The organism is Ruegeria sp. BF12 (assembly GCF_056538705.1).
The window spans coordinates 85221-100492 of the sequence record NZ_JBQFTP010000002.1 but is presented as its reverse complement, the minus strand read 5'-3'; the positions used below and the strand labels follow the sequence as shown (position 1 = coordinate 100492).

General features: G+C 57.6%; 15 protein-coding genes. 5 read left to right on the top strand and 10 right to left on the bottom strand.

The features are described from left to right. Positions 1-31: 31 nt before the first annotated feature. Genes ACR0J0_RS03435 through ACR0J0_RS03425 form a run of 3 tightly spaced genes read right to left on the bottom strand, consistent with a single transcriptional unit; the run spans position 32 to position 3815 of the window. Positions 32-397, bottom strand: a complete 366-nt coding sequence (locus ACR0J0_RS03435; RefSeq protein ID WP_480661312.1) for an RNA-binding S4 domain-containing protein — start codon at positions 395-397, stop codon at positions 32-34. A 6-nt stretch (positions 398-403) separates the two neighbouring features. Further along, positions 404-3223: a helicase-related protein gene (locus ACR0J0_RS03430; RefSeq protein WP_480661311.1), complete on the bottom strand. Its 2820-nt coding sequence runs from the start codon at positions 3221-3223 to the stop codon at positions 404-406. A gap of 22 nt (positions 3224-3245) precedes the next feature. Continuing rightward, on the bottom strand, positions 3246-3815 hold the full coding sequence (locus ACR0J0_RS03425; RefSeq protein ID WP_480661310.1) for a tetratricopeptide repeat protein: 570 nt from the start codon (positions 3813-3815) through the stop codon (positions 3246-3248). A 70-nt stretch (positions 3816-3885) separates the two neighbouring features. On the opposite strand from ACR0J0_RS03425, the gene ACR0J0_RS03420 reads away from it, so the two are divergent. The 3 genes from ACR0J0_RS03420 (at position 3886) to ACR0J0_RS03410 (ending at position 7048) form a co-directional block, all read left to right on the top strand. Then, positions 3886-4176, top strand: a complete 291-nt coding sequence (locus ACR0J0_RS03420) for an SCP2 sterol-binding domain-containing protein (protein WP_480661309.1) — start codon at positions 3886-3888, stop codon at positions 4174-4176. Continuing rightward, the gene (locus ACR0J0_RS03415) at positions 4176-5153 is read left to right on the top strand and encodes an alpha/beta fold hydrolase (RefSeq protein ID WP_480661308.1); all 978 of its coding nucleotides are present in this window, start codon (positions 4176-4178) and stop codon (positions 5151-5153) included. The genes ACR0J0_RS03420 and ACR0J0_RS03415 overlap by 1 nt, the downstream gene beginning before the upstream one ends. A gap of 74 nt (positions 5154-5227) precedes the next feature. Next, positions 5228-7048, top strand: a complete 1821-nt coding sequence (locus tag ACR0J0_RS03410) for a M3 family oligoendopeptidase (protein WP_480661307.1) — start codon at positions 5228-5230, stop codon at positions 7046-7048. Here ACR0J0_RS03410 and ACR0J0_RS03405 read toward each other — a convergent pair. Genes ACR0J0_RS03405 through ACR0J0_RS03395 form a run of 3 tightly spaced genes read right to left on the bottom strand, consistent with a single transcriptional unit; the run spans position 7045 to position 9251 of the window. Next, positions 7045-7935, bottom strand: coding sequence for a DMT family transporter (locus tag ACR0J0_RS03405; protein ID WP_480661306.1), 891 nt, complete (start codon positions 7933-7935; stop codon positions 7045-7047). The genes ACR0J0_RS03410 and ACR0J0_RS03405 overlap by 4 nt on opposite strands. A 13-nt stretch (positions 7936-7948) precedes the next feature. Then, positions 7949-8218 carry a DksA/TraR family C4-type zinc finger protein gene (locus tag ACR0J0_RS03400; protein ID WP_480661305.1) on the bottom strand — a complete coding sequence of 90 codons (270 nt, stop codon included), beginning with the start codon at positions 8216-8218 and terminating at the stop codon, positions 7949-7951. A gap of 58 nt (positions 8219-8276) precedes the next feature. After that, positions 8277-9251 (bottom strand): Gfo/Idh/MocA family protein, encoded by a 975-nt coding sequence (locus ACR0J0_RS03395; protein WP_480661304.1) that lies wholly within the window; start codon positions 9249-9251, stop codon positions 8277-8279. Positions 9252-9669: 418 nt separating this feature from the next. Between ACR0J0_RS03395 and ACR0J0_RS03390 the strand changes: the two genes are divergently transcribed. Next, positions 9670-10752 (top strand): fasciclin domain-containing protein, encoded by a 1083-nt coding sequence (locus ACR0J0_RS03390; RefSeq protein ID WP_480661303.1) that lies wholly within the window; start codon positions 9670-9672, stop codon positions 10750-10752. A gap of 42 nt (positions 10753-10794) precedes the next feature. Here the strand turns inward: ACR0J0_RS03390 and rpoH are convergent, their stop codons facing one another. After that, a complete protein-coding gene (gene rpoH / locus ACR0J0_RS03385) occupies positions 10795-11691 on the bottom strand; it encodes an RNA polymerase sigma factor RpoH (protein WP_170421709.1) in 897 nt (298 codons plus the stop codon). Between the two features lie 146 nt (positions 11692-11837). Next, positions 11838-12872, bottom strand: coding sequence for an RluA family pseudouridine synthase (locus ACR0J0_RS03380; RefSeq protein WP_480661302.1), 1035 nt, complete (start codon positions 12870-12872; stop codon positions 11838-11840). Here ACR0J0_RS03380 and ACR0J0_RS03375 point away from each other — a divergent pair. Continuing rightward, positions 12871-13176 (top strand): DUF6476 family protein, encoded by a 306-nt coding sequence (locus ACR0J0_RS03375; protein WP_480661301.1) that lies wholly within the window; start codon positions 12871-12873, stop codon positions 13174-13176. The two genes, ACR0J0_RS03380 and ACR0J0_RS03375, sit on opposite strands and share 2 nt — an antisense overlap. A 3-nt stretch (positions 13177-13179) precedes the next feature. Here ACR0J0_RS03375 and ACR0J0_RS03370 read toward each other — a convergent pair whose 3' ends face one another. Together ACR0J0_RS03370 and ACR0J0_RS03365 are read right to left on the bottom strand one after the other, a co-directional pair. Beyond that, positions 13180-14163: a hypothetical protein gene (locus tag ACR0J0_RS03370; RefSeq protein WP_480661300.1), complete on the bottom strand. Its 984-nt coding sequence runs from the start codon at positions 14161-14163 to the stop codon at positions 13180-13182. A gap of 31 nt (positions 14164-14194) precedes the next feature. Further along, positions 14195-15193, bottom strand: coding sequence for a glycosyltransferase family 2 protein (locus tag ACR0J0_RS03365; protein ID WP_480661299.1), 999 nt, complete (start codon positions 15191-15193; stop codon positions 14195-14197). Between the last annotated feature and the right edge of the window lie 79 nt (positions 15194-15272).

The window sequence follows — 15272 nt, the reverse complement described above, 5'->3', positions numbered from 1 at the left end:
AATCCAGTATTATACTGTCTTCAAGGGCGGATCAGCCCTCTTTGGTGCGAGAAAGATCAAGCGCGCGTCGATCTTTCTTAGTCGGACGACCTTTTCCCTCAAATCCCGGATTTTTGGAAGGCACGTCCTTCTTTTCCGTCATATCAGAGTACAACGTCTGCGCCTCGGGTGCCGGGCCGCGGCGATCGCCCAACTTCTCAACCCGTACAACCCGCACGATACGGCCCTGCGGGAAGGTCAGAACATCACCGGGGGCCACGGCCTGCGCCGGTTTCAAGACCCGGTTTCCGTTCAACCTGACGTGGCCACCGCTGACCTGCTTGGCGGCCAGGCTGCGGGTCTTGAAGAACCGCGCCTGCCACAACCATTTGTCGATCCGCAGCTTGGCCTCGGCCATAGGCGTTTAGTTACCGTCTTTCAAACCCATCAGCGCTGCTGCGAACGGGTTATCCGGATCGATCGCCTTTTCCTTCCGGGGTGGACGGGACGAGAAGGTCTTACCACCTTGCGGTTTTCCACCCTTCTTGCCCTGTGGCTTACCGCGGCCGTCCTGAGGCTTGCCACGCGGCTTGCCTTTGCCCTGCCCCTGACCCTGCCGCTGTTCACGTCTCGGGCCTCGATTGGCCTGACGCGGACGACCCCAGGTGAAGGTATAAAATACCTCAACCTCAGTCTCATCCGAAGTGGGAGCCTCGGCTGCCGCCTCCGTGCTTTCGATGGCCTCGGCTGCTGCCTCGGCGGGTACGGCGACCTCTTCAGTCGCGGCCTCGGGTGCCGGTGTTTCTGCGTCGGCAGGTTGTTCGGTCGCTTCTACCGCGGGCTCTTCGGCCTCAACCGATGCCGCCTTCACCTTTTCACGCTCACCGCGCTCGGCTTTGTAGCCCAGGCCCTGCATCAGGTCTGCGAACTGTTCAAGCGTCATGCCGGTGATCGACAGCATGTCAGGCTTGGCCTCGAACCCGCCCCGGCTGTCTTCTGCGCGCAGCATGTCGGCCAGACGCTCCAGCATATCGATACGGATGGAACGTTCGCCTGCATCGCGGTAGCCGCACATGGTGTCGTAGCCCTCGGGCGCATCCTTGGCGACCGGAACCGTGACCAGACCCGGAGGTGGCGCATCGGGGAATTCCTGCAGACCGCCGGCCAGTGCCCACAGTACCAGACGCAGACGCGTCGGGGCGGGCTTCAGCAGCAGCGGCATGAAGATGGTGAACTGGCCAAACCGGATACCGTGCTTGCGCAATGCGCCACGGGCGTCCTGATCCAGATCCTTGACCTCTTGCGCGACTCCCGCACGGGGCAGAACACCAAGCGCCTCGACCATACGGAAGGCAAATCCTTTGGCCAGGCCCGACAGTTCTTCATCCCGCGACAGATTCAGCAGCGGTTCGAACAGAGCGGCCACTTTGCGGTCGATGAAGTGCTGCAGGCGGCGCTGCACTTTCTGCTCGACTTCAGGGCCTGCGGCCTCATCCACAAACACCTCGACCATCGGCTTGAGTGGCTCTGCCCCGGCAACCAGCTTGCCGACGGCATATTCGCCCCACATCAGGCCACCCTGATCGGTAAAATCAATTTCGGTATCGGGCGCATTGTAGAAACGGTCGGCACGCAGATGGAATTGCGGCGCGAGTGCTTGCAGGGAAGCCGTTTTCAAAGCTTTCGCCTCGGTTCCTTGCGCGCTTTTGTCCGGGATAAACCGGAACCCTTCCAGACGACCGACGAATTCTCCTTCGACGGTCACTTCACCCTTGTCATTTACTTCGGCCAAAAGGGCCTCCTTCTGTTTGAGCCGGCGCAGCAACACAGATGTGCGCCGGTCCACAAATCTTTGAGTCAAACGATCGTGCAGAGCGTCCGACAGCCTGTCTTCTACAGTGCGCGTTTCGGCGCGCCAATGCGATTCGTCACGGACCCAGCCGTTTCGTTGCGCAACATATGTCCAAGTGCGAATATATGCCAACCTTTTGGACAACGCATCAATATCTCCGTCCGTTTTATCGATACGGCGGATTTGCCGCGCCATGAAATCATCTGGGATCGAACCGCGTTCGTGCAAGTGGCCGTAGATAACTTCGAGCAAGCTGGCGTGCTCGGAGTGACTGATACCGCGAAAATCGGGGATTCGGCACACATCCCACAACAATCGGATCGATGGACCGTCACTGGCGCGCGCCGCAACCTCTGCAACTTGCGAGAGCGATTTCAGCACATTCAGGTCGTCCGCAGGACGCGCCTTGATCAGATGTTCGCTGTCCGGGCTAACCTCAAGGGAGGCAATCAGGGCCTCAACCGAGCCAAACCGCAGGGCGGCATTCCGCCAGTTCAGCTTTTTCATCGGCGTAAACCGGCTGTCCATAATCGCCTGCGCGACACCTTCGTCCAGCGGCGGGGCCTCACCGGTCACGCCAAAGGTTCCGTCCGACATGCCTCGCCCCGCCCGACCGGCAATCTGAGCCAGTTCGTTTGGCGCAAGCGGGCGCATCCGCCGGCCATCGAACTTGGTCAGCGACGAGAACGCCACGTGGTTCACATCCAGGTTCAAGCCCATCCCAATCGCATCCGTGGCGACCAGATAGTCGACCTCACCGTACTGATAGAGGTCTACCTGCGCGTTCCGGGTCCGTGGGCTGAGCGCCCCCATGACCACTGCCGCACCGCCCTTTTGACGGCGCAGCAGTTCGGCAATGGCATAGACGTTTTCGACCGAAAATCCGACAATGGCACTGCGCGGGGGCATCCGGCTGATCTTTTTCGAGCCGGAATAGACCAGCTGCGACATCCTCTCGCGGCGCACGAACTGTGCCTCGGGGACAAGCGCCGAGATCGGGCCGCGCATGGTATCGGAGCCCAGGAACAAAGTTTCACTGGTGCCTCGCGAACGCAGCAGGCGGTCGGTGAAAACGTGGCCACGTTCGGGGTCAGCACAAAGCTGGATTTCGTCGATGGCGACGAAATCCGCCCCCATGCCTTCGGGCATCGCCTCAACCGTACAGACCCAATACTGAGTGCGCGGCGGTACGATCCGTTCTTCTCCAGTTACCAACGCCACAACCGACGGCCCCCGGATCGCGACGATCTTATCATAGACCTCGCGTGCCAGCAGACGCAGCGGCAGGCCGATCACACCAGTCCGGTGCCCCAGCATCCGCTCAATCGCGTAATGGGTTTTACCTGTGTTAGTCGGGCCAAGTACGGCCACGATTCGGGATGACCCGCTCACCTTTGCCCCCTGCCCCGGTTCTTTAGAGGGCCGAGCCCTCGACCTGAGGCTTCAGTCGATTCACGGCATTGGTTACTTCTTCGTGATGGGGATGTATAGCCAAAGCACGGTCATAGGCTTCCAGAGCTTTGTCGGGCTGACCGATGATCTCGAAAATCAGGCCCAATCCGTAGATGGCCTCGTAATTGTTCGGGTTCAGCGTCAGCGCATGCTCCAGATCGGCTGCGGCCATGCCGAAACGATCGATCCCGAAGAACACGGACGCCCGAACATGCCAACCTTCGGCAAATTGAGGCGCGTGATCCGTTAACGCCGTCAGATGCTCAATTGCGGCTTGTGTGTCCCCATCATCCAGCGCCTCTCGACCACGCTCCAGCAGTAAATCTGCCGAGGCTGATCCGGATTGCGCCCACAACGCCTTGAGCTGGCGATCAATGTTGATCGACTGTTCGGGGGTTGCCTGCGACAATTGCTGCAATAGCTGTTCCTCATCCCGGGAATCCGCCGTTTGTGCAGAACAAGGGAAGGAAAACGTGACTAGAAGCGCTGTTGCCGCAACGATACCTTTGAGATTGGTGCTTGCAATGCTCATAACAACGTTCAGTGTAGCGCAGCGCCCGTGGATGTCCATTCCCGGCGCACAAAACATAGTGAGGAGAATCATGAGCGACACTCTGGAAAAAGCCGCAGCCGCATTGAACGAAAAACTGTCGGGCGGCGATTTTAGCGCATCGGCAAAATTTGCCATCGCCGATCTGGGCTCGATCGTTCTGGACGCAAGCGGTGCGCGCGTCAGCGACGAAGACACCGACGTGACCATGAGCGCGGATGCCGAGACGTTCGAACAAATCCTCAGCGGTGAACTGAACCCAACCGGTGCCTTCATGTCCGGCAAGTTGACCGTAGATGGCGACATGGGCGTGGCCATGCAGCTGGCGTCGGTGCTGGCCTGATGAAACTGTCGCCGGCCCCTTTCTTTGATGACATGGCCGGCGTCCCCGCCGGTGGTAAAGCCCATTGGCTGAACACAGCGGACGATACACGCATTCGGGTTGGCCACTGGCTGCCCGAAGGCGATGCCTGCGGCACGGTTATGATGTTCCCCGGCCGTACTGAATACATCGAGAAATATGGCGACGCCTCTGCCGAGTTTACCGGCAGGGGATTTGCCTTTTTGGCCGTCGACTGGCGCGGTCAGGGCTTGGCGGACCGGCTGTTGGATGATCCCAGGATTGGTCACGTCGACAAGTTCACGGACTATCAAAAGGACGTCCAGGCCACCCTGGATCTGGCGACCGAGCTTAACCTGCCAAAGCCATGGTTCGTCATTGGACATTCCATGGGCGGTGCAATCGGCCTGCGCGCCGCGTTGGAGAAGAACTGTTTCGCAGCCTGCGCGTTTACCGGACCGATGTGGGGCATCTTCTTCACACCGATCATGAAGCCGCTCAGCCGTCTGACTGCCTATTGGGGGCCCCGGATCGGGTTGGGGGAAAAAACTCCACCCACCACGTCTTTGGAGAGCTACGTCGCATCCCAATGCTTTGAAGGCAATGTGCTGACCCGCGATCCGGCAATGTTCCAGATGATGAAGGACCAGTTGGCCGCACATCCTGAACTTGCCCTTGGCGCGCCTTCGACAATCTGGTTGCGCGAGGCGTTGGATGAATGCGCTTGGTTGATGGAACAAACAGCTCCTGAAACTCCCAGTCTGACCTTCCTGGGCAGCCATGAACAGATCGTCGACCGCAAGGCCATTCGCGCCCGCATGGCGAACTGGCCCAGTGGCACTTTGGTCGAAATCCCTGATGGCGAGCACGAAGTTCTGATGGAGGCGCCCGATGTGCGCGGGCCGGTCTTTGACCAACTGGCCGCTCATTTCAAGGCCGCGTTGCCTGATGCGGTGCCGGAACCGGTTCTGTCTTCTTAGGTCAGAACATGCACCGCTTGTGATCCCCGCCTTGCGCGCCTAGATGTTGGCGAAAGCTATTATCGAGGTGATCCATGCGCGACCTTCCCTTTCCCGTACGTGACGCAAACGCAGTCGGAGGTGCCGAAAATCTGGGCGACCTGCCGGAATGGGATCTGACCGATCTGTACACGTCAGAAGACGCGCCCGAGCTATCCCGAGATCTGGACTGGCTGGAAGGTGAATGCGCCTCGTTTGCCGCAGATTACGAGGGCAAGCTGGCAAAGTTGGACGCCGCGGGCCTTCTGAATTGTGTTCAACGCAATGAAAAGATCAACGCCATCGCAGGTCGCGTCATGTCGTTCGCTGGTCTGCGCTACTATCAGCTGACCACCGACGCAGAGCGCGCCAAGTTCCTGTCAGACATGCAGGAAAAGATTACGATTTTCACCACCCCGCTGGTGTTCTTCACGCTCGAGATCAACCGCATCGACGATGACGTGCTGAAGGCTCATTTTGACGCCAACGCCGATCTGGCGCGCTATGAGCCCGTCTTCCGCCGCATTCGCGCGATGAAGCCCTATCAACTGTCTGACGAACTTGAAAAATTCCTCCACGATCTCGGCGTCGTTGGCGATGCTTGGGAACGTCTGTTCGACGAAACCATCGCCGGTCTGACGTTCACCGTCGACGGCGAAGAGCTGAACATCGAAGGCACTTTGAACCTGTTGACCGAGCAGGACCGCGCCAAACGTGAAGCCGCTTCGCGCGAGTTGGCAAGCGTGTTTCAGAACAACATCAAGACCTTTGCCCGCGTCCACAACACGCAGGCCAAGGAAAAGGAAATCGTTGATCGCTGGCGCAACATGCCGACCGCGCAAACCGGACGCCATTTATCCAATGACGTGGAACCTGAAGTGGTTGAAGCCCTACGTGAGGCGGTTGTGGCCGCCTATCCCAAACTGAGCCATCGTTATTACGAACTGAAACGCAAATGGCTTGGTCTGGACGTCATGCAGGTTTGGGATCGTAACGCTCCCTTGCCGATGGAAGACACCCGCATTGTCGGTTGGGACGAAGCGGAAAAGACGGTGATGAACGCTTACAATGCGTTTGACCCACGCATGGGTGAAATTGCGGCGCCCTTCTTCTCGAAAGGCTGGATTGACGCAGCTGCAAAGCCGGGCAAGGCACCGGGCGCATTTGCGCATCCGACCGTCACCGAGGTGCACCCCTATGTGATGCTCAACTATCTGGGCAAGCCGCGCGACGTGATGACGCTGGCGCATGAACTGGGCCACGGCGTCCACCAGGTGCTGGCCGCCGATCAGGGCGAGATGCTGTCGTCAACGCCGCTTACGCTGGCCGAAACGGCATCCGTGTTCGGTGAAATGCTGACCTTCCGCAAGATGTTGGACAAGGCCGAAACCCCCGAACAGCGCAAGGTGCTGCTGGCCGGCAAGGTCGAGGACATGATCAACACGGTCGTTCGCCAAATCGCATTCTACGACTTCGAATGCAAACTGCATGCCGCCCGCCGCGAAGGCGAACTGACCCCGGATGACATCAATGCCCTGTGGATGAGCGTCCAGGCAGAAAGCCTTGGGCCCGCATTTGAATTCATGGATGGGTACGAAACCTTCTGGGCCTATATCCCGCATTTCGTACACTCACCCTTCTACGTTTACGCATACGCTTTCGGCGACGGCTTGGTGAACGCGCTCTATTCCGTTTACGCAAGCGGATCGGAAGGATTCGAGGACAAGTATTTCGAGATGCTGCGCGCCGGCGGGTCGAAGCACCACAAGGAACTGCTTGCCCCGTTTGGACTGGACGCAAGCGATCCGAAGTTCTGGGACAAAGGCCTGTCGATGATTTCCGGCTTTATCGACGAGCTGGAAGCGATGGAAGATTAATCGCTTTTGGCTTTGGTCGTCAGGAACACTGCGGCCACGATAAGCACTGCCCCAAGGGCCGCGATCGGAGTGATTGCGGCCCCCAGGAACAAGGCCGAATTGATGAACGTGAATACCACGGAAGCGGCGAACATCAACGTAGCTGTCAGCGTCGAAACCCGCGCCGCAGCCTCGTACCACAGGTAGTAAGCCAAGGCAGTCGGCAATACCCCTAGCAGAATCAGGAATACCACGTCGTTGGCCGTTGGGACCTGCAGTGAAAAGATAGCCAACGGAAGCAGCAACACCCCTGAGCACAGGAAGATCCCGAACAGGAAATTCAAACGCTCGCCGGTTGATTCCGAATTTCGCATCGCCCGGCTGCTGGAAATCAGGAATACGGCCCAGCTGAGGCCCGCTCCTATTTCAAGAAGATCACCGAACAGAGGTTCTCCACCTCCTTGGAAATCCTGATAAACCGTTAGGAACACGCCAAAAATTGCCAGGACCGTTGCCAGAACATCCGTGCGTGTTACGGGTGTATCCGCAAAGAAATACAGGAAAACCAACACAAAGAACGGCGCTGTATTCTCAAGAACCATGGCGTTCGCCGCACCTGTATGTTCAAGCCCGATGTGAAACAGGATGTAGTTGACCACCGTGGACAATACGGCCAGCCGAAAGTTCCAGTCGCCGATCCGGATCGACACCGAGACCTTCATGACCCGCAGCATGCAATAGATGGCAAGCGCCGCGATAAACAATCGCGTCACAGCGATCTGCAGCCCGCCGAGATCGCTGGTCAAATAGCGGACAATGACACTGTGTGTGCCCCACAAGAACGCCGCCAAAAACCCAAGAACCAGCCCATTCTGCAAAAGCGGCTGTTTCACTTTGGTTTCGGGCATCCTCTCGCCCTGCCTATTTCAGCTGACTGTCTTTGGACCCGCGACGGTTTAAGCCAGACCGGGCCTTGAAAGCCCCGTCCCGCTCTTGCTGGCAATCGAGGCACAATTTCACCCCGGGCAAAGCTAGGCGCCGCTTCTCAGGGATCGGTTCTTCACATTCGGCGCAATGAGTCAGACTTTCCCCGACAGGCCGCCTTTGCGCCTGCATCCGGGCCAGTTCATCCGAAATGGACGCTTCAATCTGTTCACTCACCGCGCCGTCGCGGGCCCAGCCGCCTGCCATGGTCTCCCTCCTGATCGGGTGACCGTCAGATTAGACCGGCCTGGCGCGACGTGGCAAGTCAGAGCGCGACTGCGCCCTCGAACACCTGATCGATCATCTCCTGCGTACCGCGCGAAAACTCCAAGGGGCACGGGTAATCGATACCGTCGCGGACCGAACGGCAGAAGGCTTCGACCTGAAGCTTATAGTGGTCATCGCCGGGGAAGCGTGTGACCTGCACTTCAAGGCCCGGTCGGTGTAGTTCCACCCGCGCCTCACCGAATACACGTGCGTTGAACGGAGCGGTCAGGCGGATTACGCCGCCTTCGCCATGAAACACCATTTCCTGATGCGGATGCATCCGGATGGACACGTAGCTGGAGTAGGTAAAGCCCGGAAATTGCGCCCGAATTTCGGTAAAGGCGTCTATGCCGTCCTCCCACCGGATCGCGGATTCGACGGACAGAGGCTCCTGCCCCGTCGCAAACCTGGCGCTGCCGATTACGTAGACTCCAATGTCCCGCAACCCTCCGCCGCCGGTCTCTGCCCTATTGCGGATGTTCCCAGTGTCTGCACGATTATCAAAGCTAAATGCCCCGGTTACATGCACGAGCTTTCCAATCGCTCCGTCTGCGATCAGTTGGCGCACGAACTGCCATTGCGGGTGATGCACGATCATATAGGCCTCGGCGGCCAGCAAACCGGTCTCATCCCTCTTTTGGATCAATGGCGCGAACTCGGTCGCCGCCATGGTCATCGGCTTTTCGCACAGCACATGTTTCCCGGCCTCCAGCGCCTTTAGACTCCATTCGACGTGCAAGTGATTGGGCAGCGGGATGTAGACTGCTTCGATCTTGGGATCCGCCAAAAGCGCGTCATAGCTGCCGTAAACCGTCAGATCAGGGCAGAACCGCTGGAACGGCTCAGCTTTGGCTGCATCCGACGTGGCCAAGCCTGCCAACCGTGCACCATCGGCTGCGTTAATTGCTGGAGCCATATGTTGGCGCGCAAACTTCGCGGCACCCAAAACGCCCCATTGAACCGGCTGCTGCATGACGCATCCTCATTGTCTGACTGCTTGCGCTAACTGTATCAATCAACTGGGGGTAAGTCAGGTTTTTCTTGGTCTTGATAACGGCTGGCGTCGGCAGATTGAAACTCCTCCCGATCCAACTTTTTCACAACGGTCAGGGCACTGGGAACGGCTGCGGACCCGGATTGAGCTTGTCGAAATTAGATTGCGAACACTGTTTCGCAGGCTCAGTAGCGGCAGCGCTAACACACTGAAAAAACAAACACAAAACTTTCAATTTCCCCACTGATGAATCAGCGCAACATCAGCAATCCTCTGAATTTCTTGATCCGTTTCATTTTCTCCGACGTAGCAACTATGTCACCGGGCAATTGGCATTGTGTGCCGCTGGAGCGCCCGGGATTTATGTTGTGACCAACTGGGTGGGAGATAGCCAGAAATGCCAACACCGACAGACACAATGACGCCGACGATCACGGGAACCGTGTTAATGAGTGGTGCCGTCGGCTCGTTCGACGAGAACAACGAAGATTTCGACATCCTGCGCGAGGCCGTCGTCGCCGCCGGGCTGGCTGGAGCACTGGACGATCCTGAAGCCAGCCTGACCGTTTTCGCGCCGAACGACGCAGCGTTCGTCGGTCTGGCGCAAACGTTGGGCTACACCGGCTCGGACGAGGCGGGCGCGCTTGGGCACATTGTCAAAGCACTGACCCTGTTAGGTGGCGGAGACCCGATACCCCTGTTGACGGACATCCTGAAGTACCATGTGGTTAACGGTGCTTTCGATCTCGAAGCAGTGGCTGGTTTGGGCAACGGCGCTCAGATCGAGACGCTTCAGGGCTCATCAGTCGAGCTGAATTTGGAAAGCGCGCCGCCAAGCCTGGGCGACGCGGATGACGGCATTGCCGACCCTGGCCTGATCGGGTTTGATGTGGAAGCGTCCAACGGGATCATCCACATCCTCAACGGCGTTTTGCTGCCCGTATCCGTTAGCGACATTCTGGGTCAGAAAAACACCGACTTCATCCTCGGCGATGACTCGGACGAGTTTTACTTTACCGGTCGCGGTCAGGATTTTGTCCATGGCGGTGGCGGACGGGATGTCATCAACACAGGAAAAGGTGATGATGTAGCGCTGGGTGGCGCCGGTAATGATGTCATCTTTGGAGGGCGCGGAAAGGACATTCTGCGCGGTGATGAGGGCGAAGACACGATATTCGGCGGCCGAGGGTCGGATGTGATCGATGGCGGAGCCGACAATGACACCCTGTTCGGCGGTCGCGGCAAAGACATGTTCGTCTTTGAAAACGGTGACGGCGATGACTGGATTGTCGATTTCAAAGTCGGAAAAGACAAGATCGACCTATCTGGTTATGAAGGCATTTCCAGCTTTGAAGACATCGAAGACGACATCTCGGGTGGCCTATTCCGCACGACGATCGAGTTGGATGACGGCGACAGCATTGACCTGACCGGCGTCTGGCCTGGCCAATTGTCCGAAAACGATTTCATCTTCGCGTAAAACAAATCAGCCCGCCAATTCGGCGGGCTGATGCTTGTTGGGTCAGACGGTGCCCAACATTCCTTTTTCACGCGCAAGCTCGCGCATTTTCTTCTGCAGCTTTTCGAACGCGCGCACTTCGATCTGCCGGATACGTTCGCGGCTGACGTTGTATTGCGTGCTCAGCTCTTCCAGCGTGACGGGTTGATCCATCAGACGTCGTTGGGTCAGGATGTCCTTTTCACGGTCATTCAGTACATCCAGCGCAGCAGCCAGCAGTTCACGACGCGCATCCAATTCATCGCGCGCTTCGTAGTCACCGGCCTGGTCTGCGTCTTCATCCTCAAGCCAGTCCTGCCACTGCATAGTGCCTTCGCCCTCGGACCCGACGGTCGCGTTCAGCGAGGCGTCCCCGCCGGACATCCGGCGGTTCATGCTGATGACTTCTTCTTCGGTCACACCCAGATCGTTGGCGATCTGTTTGACGTTCTCGGGGCGCAGGTCGCCTTCTTCCAAGGCGCCGATGCGGGCTTTGGCCTTGCGCAGATTGAAGAACAGCTTCTTCTGCGCCGACGTAGTGCCCAGTTTTACCAATGACCACGACCGCAGGATGTATTCCTGAATCGAGGCACGGATCCACCACATCGCATAAGTCGCCAGACGGAATCCCTTTTCCGGATCAAACCGTTTGACGGCTTGCATCAAGCCCACGTTGGCCTCGGAAATCACTTCGGCTTGAGGCAGTCCATAGCCGCGATAGCCCATGGCGATCTTGGCCGCTAGCCGCAAGTGCGACGTGACCATCTTATGCGCGGCCTCAGTGTCTTGCTCTTCGACCCAGCGCTTGGCCAGCATGTATTCTTCTTCCGGCTCTAGCAGGGGAAACTTGCGAATTTCCTGCATATAGCGGTTCAGGCCGCCCTCGGGCGTCGGCGCGGGGAGATTTGCGTAATTTGCCATGTTTCATGTCCCTCCGACAAATGTTTACCTTGTTAACATAGGATATGGGAACAGGTCCCGATCCATTCAAGAGGTACCGTTAACAGTCTGAAATTAACGATTGATAAAGGAAAGCTAAGAACGCGTTACTCACATAACTTTGCGTATTATGTCAGCGGCGCGCGCAACTGTTCAATCAGATTTTCTATGTCATCGGGTAAATCTGCCTCGAACCGCATGGTTTCACCGGTTACAGGGTGCTCAAAGCCCAAAACGGCAGCATGAAGCGCCTGTCGCGGAAAGCTACGCACCGCCTCGGCAGCGGCAGCACCGAACGCTTTTGCGGCGAGTTTGCGCTTACCACCATACACAGGGTCGCCGACCAGACCATGCCCCGCATGGGCCATATGCACGCGAATCTGATGCGTACGGCCGGTTTCCAGCCAACACTCAATCAAGGCGATGCCAGCAGGATGACCAAATGTCTCAACCAACCGCGCTCGCGTCACCGCGTGTCGACCGCCATGAAACAGCACAGCCTGTTTCTGACGGTCAGTCTTATGCCGGGCCAATTGCGTGGTCAGGCGCATGATATTGCCCGGCTCAAAACTGACACCCTTGATTCCGCGCAACCGGGGATCATTTGCATCCGGCACGCCATAGCAAATCGCGCGATAATAGCGTTCCACACTATGTGCTTCGAACTGCGCCGCAAGCCCGTGATGCGCCGCATCCGACTTGGCGACGACCAGCAATCCGCTGGTCTCTTTGTCGATGCGGTGCACGATGCCGGGGCGTTTGACACCGCCTACGCCAGACAGATCCTCGCCACAATGATGCAACAGAGCGTTGACCAGAGTGCCGTTGGGTGATCCCGGCGCTGGGTGCACGACCATACCGGCCGGTTTGTTAATAACGATCAGGTCCGCGTCTTCGAACATAATCTCCAGCGGGATATCTTCGGGACCTATGTGGCTGTCCTCAGCCTCGGCCACAGTGATGACGATCGCCGCCCCTTCGGCCACCTTGGACTTGGGGTCGCGGACCTCAGCGCCGTCGATCGTAACGGCACCGTCGTCGATCAACCGGGTCAGCCGCGTTCGGGACAGGTTTTCATCGGCTGGCACATCCCGTGAAAGCGCCTTATCAAGGCGAGGCGGCGGATCGGCCGCGATGTGAAATTCAATCTGACGGGTGCCCATGACTGTCCCTTCCGAACCCCAAGAACCGCAGGAAACGCCACAGCTACGCCTGCTGCGGAGAATGGTCATGCTGCTGACCGCGGTGATGATTGGCGGGGTTCTAGTGACATTCGCACTGATTGTCATCCGACTATCGGACAGAACCCCCACCCTGCCCGACCAGATCGAGTTGCCGGACGGTGCAAAGGCGCAAGCCGTAACGATCGGCAACAACTGGTACGCAGTCGTCACCGACGACAACCGCATCCTGATCTTCGACAAGACGACCGGAAAGCAGCGTCAGGAAATCCCTATCGCGGAATGATGGTCAGCTGTCCAATGCCATCCGGAACACGATTTCTGACGCTTTGCGCAATGCCTCGTACTCTTCGGGCGAATCCCTGCGGAACGTCTTATCCCCTTCATCCAATTGCTTGGAGCTGAACAGTTCGGACCGGTCGGGAAAGAACTCCTGCCGGAACGCGATGTCTTCGTTGGCTAGAAACTCGTCCAGCCACGCGCGTTCGTCGGGTTCCAACACGTCATTTCGGCGCACCATAACCGGATCCTCAACGACGAGCCGACGCAATTGACGGCTTTTCTTGCGGCCAATCGCACGGGAGACGATTCCAAATGCCTCGCTGGCAGCACGCGACTGAGACGGGTTTGACGCATGGCCGCCGGTACGGCCTTCCTCCAGCGGCGTACCGATCCGCGACAGGAAATCATCGACAACACTGCCCTGAACCATTTCGGAGCGTTCGTACAAAAGCGGAGCCACCGAGACACCAGGAAAGGCAGTCCGGATCTGCGCCAGCTTGGCGGAAAGACTATAAATTTCTGGCCTATCGCGGATCTGATCCAATTGATGGCGAATATACTCGGTCCCACCATTGGGCAATCGCCCGTTTTTGGCGCGCTGCTTGTAGTCCGCTTCGAAAAAGTCGGAGTAGCGGCGACAATAGAATGTGATCCGCAGCGATCGCGATGGTATATCAGCAAACACTTCGGCCAACCTGTTCAGATCACAGGAATAGAACATCTCGGAAGATACAAGACAGGTCTGATCGGCATGCGAATCGTATTCACTGGTCATGGCAGCGCGAAACTGATCCATCGGCTGAGAGGTCTGATTGATATGAAACGCAATGATATTGTGGCTTACCGCGAGACGCCTCTTACCCTCTAGCCTTCGTCGGCCGGTTTCCATGTACCGCAAACCGATCTCGTTCAGGACACCCGGATTTCCGCGCAAGTACCCCTGCAGGGCAGTTGTGCCGGTCTTGGGCATTCCCATATGCAGCCAAAGCATTATTGCGCTCCTGTCCCTGAGAAATTTCGCGTCATGCCTGTTGGCTTGCCGCGAACCCTGCGGTCATCTGCTGCATGAGGTCTTGCATCTCGGGCAAGTCGCGCAGTTGTTCGATCTGCCGTCGATGCAGATCACAGGATGCGTGATGCAGTGAAGCAGTCTCGGGATCGGACAGCATCTCATAGTAATATGCGCGCTTGCGATCCAGAATGGCGTCGATCGAGGTATTTGTCTCGGCATTCTGGTTCATCATGTTCCAGTATTCCAAACCAAGGCTTTCGCCCAGATGGTGGGCGCGACCGCGCATCTTTTTGACCAGATAGCTTTCGCAGGACTTCAACGCGTAATGGTTGACCTGCACCAGATCATACCCAAAAGAGTCCCGTGCCGACCGCCAGCTTTTGTCAAAATAGCGCTCGGGCATCAACTGACCCGATCCGTTGTACCAGTGGCACTCTTCCATGGTCTCAACCGTTGGCCGCTTGGGGCGATGAACGCCCAGCGCGTCCCAAATTCCCCGTTGGAACATGGTTTTAAAGCCCCACGCCTGAGGCGGTCGAAATATCCGCTCTGGCGCCGCTTGCCGGAACTGATCCGACAAAAATCGATCCTCGTATTGCACGACCCCAGCATTTCCAAACAACCGCCAGGTCATTGAAATCGTTTTTGCATCGGGGATGGCGTCCGTCAGTGCCCGCAGAGTGTTATCCCCTGTCTTGACGTTGATGTGCTCGTCGGCGTCGATGACGATGACCCAGTCCTGCGGTCGTGCAACCTCCATCCTGAGAAAGGTCTTGTAAGCCCGTTTTTGCGGGCTGGTTTTCCGGCGCGAGTTGTTGTCGACATGGGTGAGAACGCCTGTGTCGTCCAGGCGCTGCAACAAAGCATCTGTTCCGTCCGTGCAGTCGTTGGTCATCACAACCATTTGGTCGACACCAATCGCGCGATTATGCGCCACCCACTCCAGCACAAACGGGCCTTCGTTCTTCATCGGTGTGATGCTGATGTATCGCGGGTCCTGATCGGCCATACGTGACTGCCCTGTTCGTTTTTTGTTGCCCAATGCAGATTGGGGTCATTTAGAATTTGTGTGTAAATTACGTTGAGTT